The organism is Pedobacter cryoconitis, from assembly GCF_014207135.1.
Taxonomy (GTDB): Bacteria; Bacteroidota; Bacteroidia; order Sphingobacteriales; family Sphingobacteriaceae; genus Pedobacter; species Pedobacter cryoconitis_D.
The window spans coordinates 393,177-408,232 of the sequence record NZ_JACHCC010000001.1 but is presented as its reverse complement, the minus strand read 5'-3'; the positions used below and the strand labels follow the sequence as shown (position 1 = coordinate 408,232).

Below are 15,056 nucleotides of genomic sequence, written 5' to 3'. Positions count from 1 at the left end.
TCAGATTTCTGAAATTGTCACCATATTATGTTATCTTCTCCGTTGTATAAAAATAAAACAACATTAATGAACGAATTGGAGAACTATATATCGACCTTTTTTGGAATATCCGGATCAGATGTTAAAAATGTTGCCTCCTATTTTAAGCCTCAATCACTCCAAAAGGGAGAGTATTTATTAAAACCTGGCAAAATTGGTAGATTTTTAAGTTTTCAAAGATCCGGTCTGATCCGCTTTTATACCAACAGCCAGGATGCTGAGGTGACGCAATGGATATCCGACAGTGGGAATTTTGTCGCAGATCTTTCAGGTCTGATCTTTGATTTATCCAGCCGCACTTCTATTCAGGCATTGACAGATTGTGAGCTTTTCACGATCAGTAAAGAAGATTATTCAACTATCGGCCAGATAATTCCTAAATGGCATGAGCTTGAAAAGCTGTTTATTGCCCGTGCTTTTCTTTTTATGGAAGAAAGAATCTTTTCCTTACTATCCATGAACGCAGAAGAACGTTACCATTGGTTATTAAACCACAATCCATCACTTTTTCAATATGTCCCTTTGCAATATCTTGCCTCGATGATGGGAATGACACCCGAGACCTTAAGCAGAATAAGAAGGAAAAATCTTAACTCCTGAACGAACCCGCAATTTCTTGATTTTTATCAAGCTGTTTTCTGAGAATCCTGGCCAATTTTGTATGCACAATTATTAATCATTAATATTTAGTCTTTATGTTTATTGGACATTTCGGGTTAGGGCTGGCGACAAAAAAAGCAGCTCCAAAAATCTCACTGGGAACACTCCTTATGGCTACCCAATTTCTGGATCTGGTCTGGCCAACCTTATTATTACTTCATATCGAAACAGTGGCCATACACCCGGGTCTTAGCGGCCCCCGAAGCCTTGAATTCACCAATTATCCCATTACCCACAGCTTATTAGGAGCAATCGGATGGTCTGTGCTCTTTGGCAGTATCTACTGGATATTCAAAAAAAACAGCAAAAATGGAATCCTATTGGGCCTGGCTGTACTCAGTCATTGGTTCCTTGATCTGATCGTACACTTTCATGACCTTCCCCTATACCCTGGTTCTTCAATTTATCTCGGTTTGGGTGCATGGGCTTCTATATGGTTTACAACTCTGATAGAAATGGCCCTGCTGATAACAGGAATTATCCTTTACCTCCAGACAATCATCTTTAAGAATATGACTGGCAAGATTGTTTTTGCCTTGTTAATCATTCTTTTACTACTCGTTCAGATCTCTAGTTTTTGGGGACCTCCACCTGCGAACGTTCAGGTATTGGCCTGGTCAGCACAATTTCAGTGGTTATTCGTAGCTATGGCCTATTGGGTGGATAACAATACTGTCAATTCACAGGTACCGAAGTACGTCTTACAACCGCAATAAAAAGTGCCAGTACCATCATAATTCCGGCTATAATAAATGTAAGCCGCATACCGGACGCGACTTCTTCGGGTCGCGCCGTTGTGATATGAGCTGCACCGGAAGCTAAGGCAAAAACTACGCCCATGACAGAGGCACCCGTCATTAATCCAAGATTGCGGGACAGACTAAGCATACCAGAAATGACGCCACGACGATCCGTCTGTACATCCATCATGACAGTAGTATTGTTTGCAGCCTGGAACAACTGATAGCCAGGCGTCAGGACAGCGACCGCAGCGATATACCCTGCAACACCAAACATACCCGGGAGTATAGATAGGGCAAATAAACCCAGCGTCATTGCAATGAGCCCTATCATAACCACAGCTTTCGCCCCTAAAAGGTCAACAATACGACCGGCCGGAATACCGCTTAATGCAGAGATAACCGGACCAACAGACATCACGATTCCAACAAAAGCGACTTTAAGTCCGAGTCCACGGGAGAGATAGAAAGGTCCCACAACCAGTGTCGCCATCATCACTGTTGCAACAAGCAGGTTCATCGTCAGGCTTGTACTGAATACAACATTGCGAAATTCATTTAAGCGGATCAGTGGCGATGTCACTTTTGATTCAGCAAATACAAAGAGTCCACCTACAAAAACAGCAGTCAGCAGTAACACCACATTCAACCGATCGAAATGGCCATTACCAACAGTCACAGCAAGTGCATAAGCCGTCAGTGTCAGTCCCAGTAACAGCGTGCCCAGATTGTCAAAGCTGTTTCGATCAGCCTTTCCCCGCTGTTCATGAGCAGGCAGATAGCGACGTGCAAGAAAAAAATTCAGCACTCCTAATGGCACATTGACGAAAAAGATATTTCGCCAGCCTGGTCCGGCGATCAGAAAGCCACCCAGCGAAGGGCCAAGCGCAGTGCCAATCGCAGACATTGTACCGAGCAGTCCCATAGCACTCCCTGTTTTAGACCTTGGAACAGTCTCTCCTACCAGTGCTACTGTCAGGGCCATCATAATAGCTGCACCCAGCCCTTGTACCGCCCGCGCAGCAATCAACAGCCAAAGCGTGTGCGCAGCACCACATAAAAACGAAGTCACTGTAAACAGACTGATACCTATCAATAACAAACGTCGCCTACCGATGATATCACCAAGACGTCCTGCACTGACAATCAAGGTGGTGATAACCAGCAAATAAGCCAGGACAACCCACTGTACCTCCTGCATCGAGGCATTGAATACCTGAGCTAGTGTGGGTAATCCCACATTAGCGATACTGGTGTCGAGTGAAGACATTAACATGGACAGAGAAAGACTGGCCAGTGCCCAACGTACCGAAGCCCCATACCCTTCATTTTCTGTAATAAGCTCATATTTTGCAGATCCCATTTTTATCTTTTTCAATTAGTTCATCAAAATTAATCCATCTGCTTAGCTGTCCGTTAGGACAAAAATTCAGTTTGACAGGACTTATCTGAAATTCTAGCGTCCTTGAACAAAAAAGGGTCGCCTTTTAAAAAGCGACCCTCTTGAAAAAGATAAAAACCATTTACCTGTTTACAACAGCGATAGCAATACCATCGTGTTCCTTTACACCTACCGTTTGTATAATTGTAGCAGTTACATCTTGATTAGACTGAAGCATTTTATTAAAACGCTGAACACCTTTCACTTTTTCATCAGTTGTATTTTCATCCAGGACTTTTCCTTCCCTGATTACATTATCACAGATAATCACAGTTCCTGGTCTTGCCAGCTTTAAAGCATATTCAAAATACTCCGTATAAGGTGGTTTATCAGCATCAATAAAAATAAGATCAAACGGACCTTCTTTGTCTTCCAGCAACTGAGGTAGAATTTCTATGGCTTTACCAACCCTGAAATCGACCTTATCAGATAACCCGGCCTTTTCAATGTTTTTTCTTGCCAGATTAGAGTGTCGCTCTTCCACTTCGAGTGTGATTATCTTTCCATCTTCCGGTAGAGCCCTTGCCAGCCATATCGTACTGTAGCCTGCCAGTGTCCCTAATTCCAAAATCTTCTTTGCATTGGAGAGCTTAGCCATAACCTGTAATAACTTTCCGTGATTCGGTGTTACACTGATTTGTGGAAATCCTTCTTCATCAAGAGATTTAATGGTATCCTGTAACACCTTATCTTCCGGTGCGAGGAGATTACTAATATACTGGTCAACTTGTGCAAATATTTGTCCGCTCATCTTTTTAAGATTTAAAGTTTACACTTACAATATTAAATATTCATTTGTACTTCTTAATTACAATTTTCAATAAAATCCTGTGGGTTAACTCCTCTCCCCCAACTGTCCGCCATTGTACATGTTCCGTCCGATAATGAACGCTTCAATTAATCACAAAAACATAACAAACTATATAACAACACGTTACAACATAAACCATTATTGGCATAAACTTGGTAAATTGCAGATCAATTGTATTTATTTCGTTGATAAATCATTGTGCTATGTTCAGACTCAATTTAAAGATCGCTTTGCGTAACCTCTGGAGAAATAAAACTTCTTCAGTTATCAATATTATTGGTCTGGCAGTTGGTTTATCTGCCTGCTTGTTACTGTTACTCTATGTCAATTACGAAGTTAACTTTGACCGTCACTTTAAAGATGCTGACAAAATCTATCAGGTGATGACCAATTTTCAGGATGCTACCGGAAAGATTACCAGTACCGGACCAGTACCTGGAGATGGAATTGGTATGGCTATTAAAGCTAAAATACCAGAGGTAGATGCGATTACCAGGATTGCTGGTTTTGATCAATCACTCATCGCCAACAAACAAAAAACGTTTAAGAAAACGGATCTCTTTGCTGATCCGGATATCCTGAAAATTTTCAATTATGCGTTTTTGGCTGGTAACCCCATTACCGCATTGAATACACCAAACTCTATCATATTAACTGCCGGAACTGCAAAACTTTTATTCGGCACTACTGACGCACTGAACAAAACAGTCAAGTATAAAAACACTAACTATCTAAAGGTTACCGGTATAATCAAAGATCTGCCTGCCAATACATCAATCAAGTTTGATTATTTGATGCCCTGGTCTTTTCTTGAGCGTATCAATGAATATGCTAAAAAACCGGGCTGGGGGAATTTCAATTTTCCTGTAATGGTCAGGGTTAATAATCCCGCCAATATTGATCTGATTAATGCTAAAGTAAAAACGCTGTTCAATGAAAATTATAAGGATCAAAAGAGTGAAAATTTCTTATTTCCCTTATCGGATGTACATTTGTATGGTGAATTTCAGAATGGCAAGAGTGTAGGTGGCGATATAGAACGCATTTATCTTTTCCTGGCATTGGCTTTTGGCATTTTGCTAGTCGCCTGTATCAATTTCATGAACATGGCCACTGCCAAATCAGAGCGCAGAGCAAAGGAAGTGGGTATCAAGAAAACAATCGGTGCAACAAGGGGTTCTCTGGTCATCCAGTTCCTGACCGAAGCTATGATTCTTACTACAGTAGCCGTATTAATTGCTGTTATTATTGTTGAAGCCAGTTTACCCCTATTCAATAACCTGTTAAACATAGATGTTACAATTGATTATACCAATACAGGCTATTGGCTGGGCATACTGACTGTAGCATTAATAACCGGCCTATTATCGGGGGCTTATCCTGCATTGTTCCTTTCTTCCTTCACCCCTATTCAGACTTTAAAAAAGAAAACAGCAAATGCAAGACTCATACCAGTCAACATGAGACAGGTACTTGTAGTCGTACAGTTTTGTTTTGCCATTATGCTGATCATTGCTACACTTGTCATCTATAAACAACTTCAGTTTATAAAAGACAGACCTGTAGGTTACAATATCAATTTGCTTGCCGAAATGCCACAAGATGGAGAACTATCCGGAAAGTTTGAATTGTTTAAGGACCAGGCGATGAAGGCTGGAGCCGTCACATCCGTAAACCAGTCCTCAGGGAGCATGACAAGTGGCAATTGGTTTTATGGATTTCAATGGCCGGGAATGGATGAAAGAGGTAAGGAAATTGTTTTCAACAGAGTCGAGACCCAGTATGATTTTATGAAGACAAGTGGTGTTGAACTGGTATCTGGTCGCGATTTTTCCAGAGATTTCGCATCAGATAGTGCCGCGATTTTGCTAAGCAGTGCAGCAGTGAAGATCATGAAACTTAAAAATCCCATAGGAATAACTGTAAATCAATTTGGAAAACAGCTCAAGGTGATCGGCGTCTTCAAAGATTTCATCTGGGGCTCCCCTTATCGTTCCGGAAGTCCGATGGTAATCAATTTTAATAAAAATCCGAATGGGATCATTAATATGCGGTTAAATCCTGCCAACAGTTTAAGTAAAAATGTTGAACTGATTTCGGCCATTGCCAAAAATATCAACCCGGAATACCCTGTAGAAGTCAGGATTGTTAATGACCTCTACGCCCAAAAACTACAGTCAGAAAAGATACTGGGCATTCTGGCAAACATGTTTGGAGGTATAGCGATACTGATCTCTAGTATGGGACTTTATGGTTTGGTTGCATACAGTGCAGAACAGCGTACCAAAGAGTTTGGCGTACGTCGTGTACTCGGCGCTTCAATTGGCAATATCATGAGACTGCTCTCCATTTCCTTTCTGAAGATGGTATTTGTTGCTGCATGTATTGGTGTCCCGTTGGCTTATTATCTGATGAACAGATGGCTCACTAATTTTGAGTTCAGGACAACCGTATCATTTTCAATTGTATTCATATCAATATTGGGAACTATAATTGTCGCATTTTTGACGGTCAGTTTTCAGGCCTACAAAGCTGCAACGGCGAATCCTGTTAAAGCGCTGAAGTACGAATAAAACCAAATAACAATTCATTAAGGATGTACTCCTAAGAATATATTAGGAATAATGCATAAGTGTATGTTTTGTTGAGCTATGATATAATCAATCGAGATAGGCATTGATTGCATTGATAAATCCATTAGTGTTGAATGTGAAATTCAAGCCACCTGTCTCGTGACCGAAATCCCCGATGAAATCAACCTGTGCCTTAATATGCCAATTATCAAGCACCTCAATAGATTCTAACTTGGTTACTGTCTTATAGCCAACGAAAAATTTATCGAGATATTTACGCACCCCCGCAGTGTTCTTAAAACTTTCGCCCACAGATTCATCGTCTATCACAGCATCATCAGTGAATAATTCGAGTGCGGCGTCTATATCAAATGCATTTATAGCATCAATGAATTGTTGAATAACTTTTTCCATACTTATTTGTAATTGCACAGGGCTACTCGCCACCCATAGAACTATAAAATTAGAAAATAAAGGTCGGACTTAGAGCGTTTTTTAACCCTTATTGAATCAATAATTGAGAATTTATAAGATAGACTAGTAGTCTGGCCGGAGGGAAAGTTAAATTACTTTACGATGTGCTTTACCCCATTTGATCATCTCACTAATTAATGGGATCAATTTTTGGCAATATGCTGTGATGTTGTATTCGACCCTTAAAGTAACATCATCATTGACTTCACGCGCAATTAACTTATTTTGTTCCAATTCTTTAAGATCTTTAGAAAGCATCCGAAACGTAATATTTGGAAGGCTTCGCGCAATTTCGCGGTAATGCCTGTTTCCATTATATAAAGAAACTATAATCAGCATTTTCCATTTACCACTAATAACATAAAGGGTATCTTGAAGGTATTTCATATCCTTTTCACATTCGTGGGTTATTAATTCTTTACAGTCTTCCATGTTGTAGGTGTTATACCAGAGTATAGCAGGAACAAATATATATCCTAAATGCTATAATTTCGTCGTGTTTATGAGAAGTGTATGTTGATGTAAATTCGTATAAATTTAGATTTTTAATGGAAAATGACTTATTGAAATTTGTGCTGTCTGCAAACGGAGGAACAGCCACATGGAAAAAAAAAGAAAAGATGTCAGTTCATCTCCGCATCACAGGCCAACTATGGTATGCTAAAGGAGTGGGAGGGATTTTGAGCAATACTCACTTATATTCAGACTGTCGTGAACAAAAGGTATGCTTTACCTCTTTAACAGAAAACAACTTAAAAGGCATTTTTGAGCCGAACCAAGTGGTTCTTCAATCAACGAACGGTAAAACCCTCGAAGAACGCTTTAATCCAAGAGAGTCATTTAACAGCCACGGTCCTTCTACCCACTGGGATATGCCAGATCTTTTATATTTCAGTGGATATGCCATCTGGAACTATTTGACCATGCCTTTTAACTTTGACCTTCCAGGATTCGATACCAAAGAAATTGAACCATACCTGGAAAATGAGGAGCAATGGCGTTGTCTGAAAGTTACTTTTCCTGACTACATCGCAACTCATAGTAAAGTACAATTATTCTATTTTAATCAAAACGGTCTTTTAATGCGGCATGATTATTTTGCTGACATTTTGGGTTCGGTTCCCGTTACACATTATGTTTATGATCATCAACAGTTTGACGGCTTGATGCTGCCCACCAGGCGGCTAGCTTATTTAAGAGATGAAAACAATAAGGTTCGATTAGATCATGTCATCGTCTGCATTGAAATTATGAATATCAATTTCTGTAATTAATTGTAATTAGGATTTAAAAGGAGAAGGGTTTATAAGATAGACGAGTAATTTAGATAGAATAGCCTTAGATCTCCATCCTAATCTTTAAATTCAGAAATGATAGGCAGAGCCCATTCAGGAACTCCCTCAGGTAGTAAATGCAATTCGTTACCAACTATATGTAGGATTTCACGCGGTGCTGAAGGACCTTCATCGCCTGGTATAGAATTATCGAACAAGATAACAGAATCGAATTCCCTGAAGTACTTATATAGATTTTCAAAACCATACTTATAATTATAGCGAATTGAAATTTCAGATACTTTGTGCCCACCGGTCTGAACCCGAAATAAAACACGTTCTATAGATTCTTCAATACTATTAAGCCCCATGAAGATCAAATGTATTTCATAACCATTTTCACGAAATTCAAGAGCAGATGCCATAGGCTGATCCGAACTAAAATTGGTTTCATAGGCATAATTAAGACCGGATTTAATTGCAGCTTGTTTTCCCTCAGCGAAGACAGTATATTAATATAGTTCCATAAGTCTTTAGAAGGTGTTTCAGTGAACCGCGCAGAAAGATCAGTCATATGTTTATCCCCATCAAAAACCTCGAAATCAGATTCCGTCAGCACTTTTGAAAATAAGCTTTTACCAGATCCATTTGGGCCTGCAACAATAAAAAGTCTGCGGGCCATGATCTAAATAATCATTAATGCCGGGCTATCTCCAAGTTTGGTACTCAGCGTTTTCAGATCTATTTCTATAATAAATTGTTTCCCATTAGGATATTTATGAACAAATTGATTTGACTTGTGACAAAGACTATTTCTAAAAACTACAGGCTGATTCAATTCTCTGTTTCGTTTCAATACTGGATTAAGAACAGACCTAAACCTTTTTTCTTTTTCGCTTTTACTCAACTCAAAAAATAATTTACGTTTTTCTCCAGTAGCCATAGTCTTTAATTCTATTCAAGCAAATTTACATAAAGTTTTTCTTGTATTCATATCCATAACATTTACCTAAAAAATGATTAAGTTTTACGCATGTAACAAAACATCAAAATAGTGGCCAATTCTGCAACTGGCCCTTTTGACTCTCAATCAGTATAAAGAATAACCTTGCACTTTTATTAATTATCTTTCGAGAATTCCAGAACCGCAACCTCCCTTCCTCTCCTTTTTGCATTTCTAATATTCTCGTTATTTTAGCAAAAAGAGCAATGTAAAGCAAGTCTACATTTTACCAAAACACGCTTTATATCATCATATGTTAAATCTATTTAAAATCGAAATCAGCAAATACTTCTGTAATAAGTATTCAAATTTCACAGAAAGGACCTCATATAGGCATTTAAATTTAGTATTTTGTGTATGCAATATTCCGGTTTAAAACCTATCTTTTCGTAAAACACAATATAAGCAATATGAAGAAAATATTTTTTTTACTATTTTTCCTGATACCAATCATAAGCTACTCACAGGAAAATAATGATATTTCAATAGGTAAGACTTACAAAACATATTCCAAGATACTCGGAGAAGAAAGGTCATACTTTATATATCTTCCTAAAAGTGCATCAGACAGAATCTACAGCAAACAAAAATACCCGGTCATTTATGTATTAGACGGTGAAGAACATTTTCAAGGACTTGCAGCAATGATGGAGAATATGGGCTCACTCAGGATATTTCAAGAATCTATCATTGTAGCTATCCCAAACGTCGACCGGATAAGAGACTTCACTCCTACACACATAACTTCTGGAATATTTTTGGATAGCGTTTCAGCTAAATCATCAGGTGGAGGGGAAAAGTTTACGCTTTTTCTGCAGAACGAACTGATTCCTGAAATTGAATCTAAATATCCAACTGCACCATACCGTATGTTGATAGGGCATTCTTTAGGTGGCCTTTTTGTTATTAACACACTATTGAAGCATACCGAATTATTTAATTCATATATTTCAATAGATCCTGCTTTATGGTACGACAATTCTAAGCTTTCAAAAGAAGCAGAGAATATATTGTCAGATAATAAGTTTAAGAATAAGACCTTATTTATCTCTGTTGCTAACGGCTTCAAGAAAAAGCTTGATACAGCAGAAGTGAGAAAAACCATAACTCCTTTTAATGATGCTGTTCTCGCTATGGACAGACTAAAGAGTGCCTTACAACGGAATAGTAATAAAAATTTGCTTTGGAAAATTAAATATTACGAGCTGGAGGGTCATAACACGGCTCCATTTATCAGTGAGTATGACGGTCTTCATTATATTTTTCGGGACTATAATTTCCTATCTGTTGATAACTACGATTTGTTTAGCACCTCTGTTAACGACAAAACGATTCTGGATTCTCTCAAATCTGGATACAAACAAATATCTAACTCAATGGGTTATGAAATACTTCCCTCGGAACAAATTATCAACAATTTGGGCTATGCTTTTTTGAGATCAAATAAATTTGAGTCTGCTTATCACTTCTTTGAGATGAATGAAATAAATTACCCACATAGTTTCAATGTATATGATGCATTGGGTGATTATCATTCTGCTAAAGGAAGAAAAGAAGAGGCTAAAAAGAATTACATCAAGGCTTTATCAATTTTAGATTACCCACCTACTGTCGATAAGCTCAAAGCTTTGAAATGAGATATCGCTTAAATTAATGTAGCATCTCCTCATACTCTCGTTTTTTAAGCTCAGAAAAGACATAAAAAAACCGGAATCGATATATTCGATTCCGGTTAGTACCCAGAAGCAGATTCGAACTGCCACGCCTTTGCAAGCGCCACCCCCTCAAGGTGGTGCGTCTACCAATTTCGCCACCTGGGTATGAACTGAGGTGCAAATATATATTTATTCACCGTAGATCAAACAGAAATTTTATAAATTTATGACCAGACCATCATAAGCCAGCCTGATATTAGCTGGTAACTCTTTCTCTACATCTGCATGTTTACCCATATTATGACTGATATGCGTAAAATACGTCATCTCTGCCCCTATTTCCTGTGCAAACTCAACCGCTTCTGCCAGTGTAAAATGCGAAATATGCGGTTCAACCTGCAAAGCATTTATAACCAATACCTTTGTTCCTTTTATCAGGTCTATGGAATGCTGTGGAATAGTCTTCGCATCCGTAATATAAGTAAAGTCCTTCATTCTGAAACCCAGGATAGGCAGTTTATAATGCATAATCTCTAAAGGGATCAGTTCCGTTTCGCCAATAAAAAAACTTTCCGTACCAATCGTATGCATATTAACCTGCGGAATCCCCGGATATACCTTTTCTGCAAAGATGTATGAGAATTCTCTTTTTAAAGCCTCCTGCACCCTTACAGTAGCATACAAATCAATATTTTTCTGTAACAGATAATTAAACGGACGAATATCATCCAGGCCTGCTACATGATCCTTATGTTCGTGCGTATATACAATTGCATCCAGGTCTTTTACACCTGCTCTTAACATCTGGTATCTGAAATCAGGTCCGCTATCTATTACAATAGTCTTATCACCGGTTTCTACCAACACAGAAACCCGCAGACGGTTATCCTTCGGATCATCAGACCGGCAAACTTCACAATTGCAGCAGATCACAGGAATCCCCTGCGAGGTGCCAGTACCTAAAAATGTAATTTTCAAAAGCAGATAAGGTTAATATTGGTACTCAAAAATAACAAAAAAAGGGGTTCGGACGAATTGTCTGAACCCCTTTTTCTCTTTAATAATTTATTAACGCAGATCAACTACTTCAACTCCAGGATATTTCCTGGCATCGAAAGTAAAAGTCGATTCCGGGACCTTCGCATTTCCCACAAACGATTTGATCGCATACGTATATTTATTTCCATTTTTATCAAAAATCAGCACATTAACTAACTGTCTAGCCGCTTTATCAATAGTCAACCTGATTTTAAAATATGATTTATTAATATCCACAGGTGATAAATCTATCATCTGGTGAGTCTTGGCACCCGCCTTTTTCTCCCCTGTATACAGATATTTATAGCCCTTTTCATAAAGTGTAAAAATTTTGGCAGGATTCAATGCATCACCACTGTTGTCTGCTGCCGAGACCTGTACTTCTTTATCTTTTTTAAGATAAGTCCACTGGCTTTTCCCGTCACTGATCAAATCCTGATCAGTCATGACTACTTTATATTTATTAGCAGCAGCTTTTGCAATCAGTGTACCTTGCTGCACTTCATTCACTTTATTTTGCGGGCTCTCCAGTGTAAAAGTAAAATCAGTTTTCACGATATCATAAGACCTGTATTTTTTACTTACTTCAGCTAAAATAGCTTTTGCTTTAGCATCCTGCTGTGCATAAACTCCAAAACTTATTCCTGATAAAACCAGTAACGTGCATAATAACTTCTTCATCCGTGCTTATATTATTTCTTCAGGTTGGTCAAGAACTGTTCCAAAGCATACTCATCAGGCAATAATACTTCTCTTGCCTTACTTCCTTCAAACGGACCTACTACACCCGATGCTTCCAACTGATCAATGATTCTTCCAGCCCTGTTATAGCCCAGTTTTAGTTTTCGCTGTATCAATGAAGTAGATCCCTGCTGATGCATAACGATTAAACGCGCTGCTTCTTCAAACATCGAATCACGATCATCAGGATCAAAGTCTGCCTTGGCAGATTCTGCCGCCTCATCCAGGTATTCCGGTAACTGGTAAGCTTCAGGATATCCCCTCTGGTTACCGATAAATTCAGAAATTCTGTCTACTTCAGGTGTATCTACAAACGCACACTGTAGCCTGATCAGATCATTTCCCGTAGATAATAACATATCCCCGCGTCCGATCAGCTGATCTGCACCACCACTGTCCAGGATAGTTCTCGAGTCAATTTTAGACAATACCCTGAAAGCTAACCTGGCCGGGAAATTCGCCTTAATTGTACCCGTAATGATATTCACAGAAGGACGTTGCGTGGCCAGCACCAGGTGGATACCTACCGCACGGGCCAGCTGTGCCAGACGGGCAATCGGAGTTTCCACTTCTTTACCCGCAGTCATCATCAAATCCGCGAACTCATCCACAATCAATACGATATAAGGTAAGAAACGATGCGAATTATTAGGGTTTAGCTTCCGTTTGATAAATTTATCATTGTATTCCTTTAAGTTCCTTACCTGTGCATCCTTTAACAGATCATAACGCTGATCCATCTCAATACACAATGAATTTAAAGTATGGATTACTTTTTTAGTATCCGTAATAATTGCATCAGCCTCACCCGGAAGTTTAGCCAGGAAGTGACGTTCAATCTTATTAAATAAAGTCAGCTCCACTTTTTTGGGATCGACCAGTACAAATTTAAGTTGTGAAGGATGTTTTTTATAGAGCAGTGAAACCAGAATAGCATTAATACCAACCGATTTACCCTGTCCTGTTGCCCCCGCTACCAGCAAATGGGGCATTTTAGCCAGATCTGCTATATAAACCTCGTTCGAGATTGTTTTACCCAAAGCAATAGGCAGGTCCATATCCGTTTTCTGGAATTTCTCCGTATTCAGGATACTTCTCATCGAAACCATTTCAGGGTGCATATTCGGTACCTCAATACCAATGGTACCCTTACCTGGCATTGGCGCAATAATACGGATTCCCAGGGCTGCCAGACTCAGTGCAATATCATCCTCCAGGTTTTTAATTTTTGAAATCCTGATCCCCGGAGCAGGAATAATCTCATAAAGCGTTACCGTTGGGCCAATCGTCGCCTTAATCTTATCGATTTCAATATTATAGTGGTTGAGGGTTTCAACGATCTTATTTTTGTTAGCTTCCAGCTCATCTGCATTCACTGAAATCTTATTTGAACCATAGTTTTCCAACAGTTCCAGACTCGGATACTGATAACTTGACAGATCGAGCGTAGGATCATAATTTCCAAACTGCTCTACCAGGTCCTCAGATTTCTTTTCCTCTTCCGTTTTTTCAATAGTCAATTGAGGTTCCGGTTTTACCTCCTCAAAAGTCAGTTCAGTCAATGGCTCTGATGTAGGCGTTGGAGAAAGAATGATCGGCGCATTCATTACGTTTAACACAGGTGATTTAGGTAAAATCACTTCTGGTTCAGACTCTGCCTCCTTTTCTTCAAAACGACTCGGCGTCAGGACCACATTTTGTTCCTGCTTACGCTCTGTCGCCAGTCTGTCATTCAAAGTAAACTCTACCTGATCTGTCCGCGTTTCATTAACCGGTGTTGTAAAAGATGGTGTCCGCTCCATCGGAGAGACTCTTTCAGAAGGCTCCTGCCTCGCTGAAAATACATTATCATTGGAATTATCCGGAATAATTTCATCCACTACAGGACGTACCCTTTCCGGAAATTTAAAGTCAATATTGTAGGCAATAATCAGGATCGTCAGTCCTAAAAAGGCGATCAGCCCTCCTACTCCCGCCACACCGATCTGTGCAACCAGCAGCTTATTGGCCCAGTAACCGATTTCACCCTCCAGATAATGTGGAGAATCTAAAAAGAAGGAATGTAAAAATCCAAAAGTAAGAGACAGGAACAGCAAAAAGAACAAGCTGTAGCCTAATGTTTTTTCAAGGGCAAAAATCTTCACCTTAAACAGTAAACGATAACCGATTACAAAAAAGACAAAAACAAATAAGAATGAAGCTACACCAAACCATTCATAGATGAACTGATGCGATAATAAAGCACCAAACTTACCCAGCCAGTTTTGTACGACAACAGGAATATTATGCTGCTGTAATTCTTCCATTGTTTTGAAAAGATTACTCCAGCCCCCGTTTGCATCAATAACGTAACTGTAATCCTCCTGCCAGGTAAACAGGTAGGAAGTAAAAGCAACCAGGAAATAGATAGACAAAATCAGGAAAAATAAGCCTGCAATCTTCAATACCCTTTCATCCTGAAGATTCAGAGAGGGTATTCGCTCAAATCTCAATCTTGGTTCCCTGGATGATGTTTTCGAACCTGGCTTTTCACTATATTCGTTTTTGAATGAATTAGATTTAAATTGGTTTCCCCTTACCGACATTTTTCGTAACTGTATTAATAAA

14 protein-coding genes and 1 tRNA gene are annotated in these 15,056 nt (G+C 39.1%); 5 read left to right on the top strand and 10 right to left on the bottom strand.

Features of this window, described 5'->3' with window-relative positions; translation table 11 throughout:
• Positions 1–66: 66 nt before the first annotated feature.
• Positions 67–639, top strand: a complete 573-nt coding sequence (locus tag HDF25_RS01560; protein ID WP_184622071.1) for a Crp/Fnr family transcriptional regulator — start codon at positions 67–69, stop codon at positions 637–639.
• A gap of 95 nt (positions 640–734) precedes the next feature.
• Complete coding sequence (locus HDF25_RS01555) at positions 735–1,415, top strand: hypothetical protein (RefSeq protein ID WP_184622069.1); 681 nt, start codon at positions 735–737, stop codon at positions 1,413–1,415.
• On the opposite strand, the gene HDF25_RS01550 is transcribed toward HDF25_RS01555, so the two are convergent.
• Together HDF25_RS01550 and HDF25_RS01545 are read right to left on the bottom strand one after the other, a co-directional pair.
• Positions 1,375–2,802, bottom strand: coding sequence for an MFS transporter (locus tag HDF25_RS01550; RefSeq protein WP_184622067.1), 1,428 nt, complete (start codon positions 2,800–2,802; stop codon positions 1,375–1,377). The genes HDF25_RS01555 and HDF25_RS01550 overlap by 41 nt on opposite strands.
• A gap of 160 nt (positions 2,803–2,962) precedes the next feature.
• Positions 2,963–3,631 carry an O-methyltransferase gene (locus HDF25_RS01545; protein WP_184622065.1) on the bottom strand — a complete coding sequence of 223 codons (669 nt, stop codon included), beginning with the start codon at positions 3,629–3,631 and terminating at the stop codon, positions 2,963–2,965.
• A gap of 263 nt (positions 3,632–3,894) precedes the next feature.
• Between HDF25_RS01545 and HDF25_RS01540 the strand changes: the two genes are divergently transcribed.
• Positions 3,895–6,264 carry an ABC transporter permease gene (locus tag HDF25_RS01540; RefSeq protein ID WP_184622063.1) on the top strand — a complete coding sequence of 790 codons (2,370 nt, stop codon included), beginning with the start codon at positions 3,895–3,897 and terminating at the stop codon, positions 6,262–6,264.
• A gap of 87 nt (positions 6,265–6,351) precedes the next feature.
• Here the strand turns inward: HDF25_RS01540 and HDF25_RS01535 are convergent, their stop codons facing one another.
• Both HDF25_RS01535 and HDF25_RS01530 read right to left on the bottom strand, forming a co-directional pair.
• Positions 6,352–6,678, bottom strand: a complete 327-nt coding sequence (locus HDF25_RS01535) for a nuclear transport factor 2 family protein (protein ID WP_184622061.1) — start codon at positions 6,676–6,678, stop codon at positions 6,352–6,354.
• Between the two features lie 147 nt (positions 6,679–6,825).
• Positions 6,826–7,125: a winged helix-turn-helix transcriptional regulator gene (locus HDF25_RS01530; RefSeq protein ID WP_260409292.1), complete on the bottom strand. Its 300-nt coding sequence runs from the start codon at positions 7,123–7,125 to the stop codon at positions 6,826–6,828.
• Positions 7,126–7,286: 161 nt separating this feature from the next.
• Between HDF25_RS01530 and HDF25_RS01525 the strand changes: the two genes are divergently transcribed.
• Positions 7,287–8,012, top strand: coding sequence for a hypothetical protein (locus tag HDF25_RS01525; protein ID WP_184622058.1), 726 nt, complete (start codon positions 7,287–7,289; stop codon positions 8,010–8,012).
• Between the two features lie 77 nt (positions 8,013–8,089).
• Here the strand turns inward: HDF25_RS01525 and HDF25_RS01520 are convergent, their stop codons facing one another.
• Positions 8,090–8,437, bottom strand: a complete 348-nt coding sequence (locus HDF25_RS01520) for a hypothetical protein (RefSeq protein WP_184622057.1) — start codon at positions 8,435–8,437, stop codon at positions 8,090–8,092.
• Between the two features lie 260 nt (positions 8,438–8,697).
• Complete coding sequence (locus tag HDF25_RS01515; protein WP_184622056.1) at positions 8,698–8,955, bottom strand: hypothetical protein; 258 nt, start codon at positions 8,953–8,955, stop codon at positions 8,698–8,700.
• A gap of 470 nt (positions 8,956–9,425) precedes the next feature.
• Between HDF25_RS01515 and HDF25_RS01510 the strand changes: the two genes are divergently transcribed.
• Positions 9,426–10,652, top strand: a complete 1,227-nt coding sequence (locus HDF25_RS01510; RefSeq protein WP_184622055.1) for an alpha/beta hydrolase-fold protein — start codon at positions 9,426–9,428, stop codon at positions 10,650–10,652.
• Between the two features lie 99 nt (positions 10,653–10,751).
• Here the strand turns inward: HDF25_RS01510 and HDF25_RS01505 are convergent.
• The 4 genes from HDF25_RS01505 to HDF25_RS01490 form a co-directional block, all read right to left on the bottom strand.
• Positions 10,752–10,835 (bottom strand) — tRNA-Leu (locus HDF25_RS01505).
• Positions 10,836–10,886: 51 nt separating this feature from the next.
• The gene (locus HDF25_RS01500; protein ID WP_184622054.1) at positions 10,887–11,648 is read right to left on the bottom strand and encodes an MBL fold metallo-hydrolase; all 762 of its coding nucleotides are present in this window, start codon (positions 11,646–11,648) and stop codon (positions 10,887–10,889) included.
• A 90-nt stretch (positions 11,649–11,738) separates the two neighbouring features.
• On the bottom strand, positions 11,739–12,389 hold the full coding sequence (locus HDF25_RS01495) for a LolA family protein (RefSeq protein ID WP_184622053.1): 651 nt from the start codon (positions 12,387–12,389) through the stop codon (positions 11,739–11,741).
• An 11-nt stretch (positions 12,390–12,400) separates the two neighbouring features.
• Complete coding sequence (locus HDF25_RS01490; RefSeq protein ID WP_184622052.1) at positions 12,401–15,034, bottom strand: DNA translocase FtsK; 2,634 nt, start codon at positions 15,032–15,034, stop codon at positions 12,401–12,403.
• Positions 15,035–15,056: the final 22 nt, after the last annotated feature.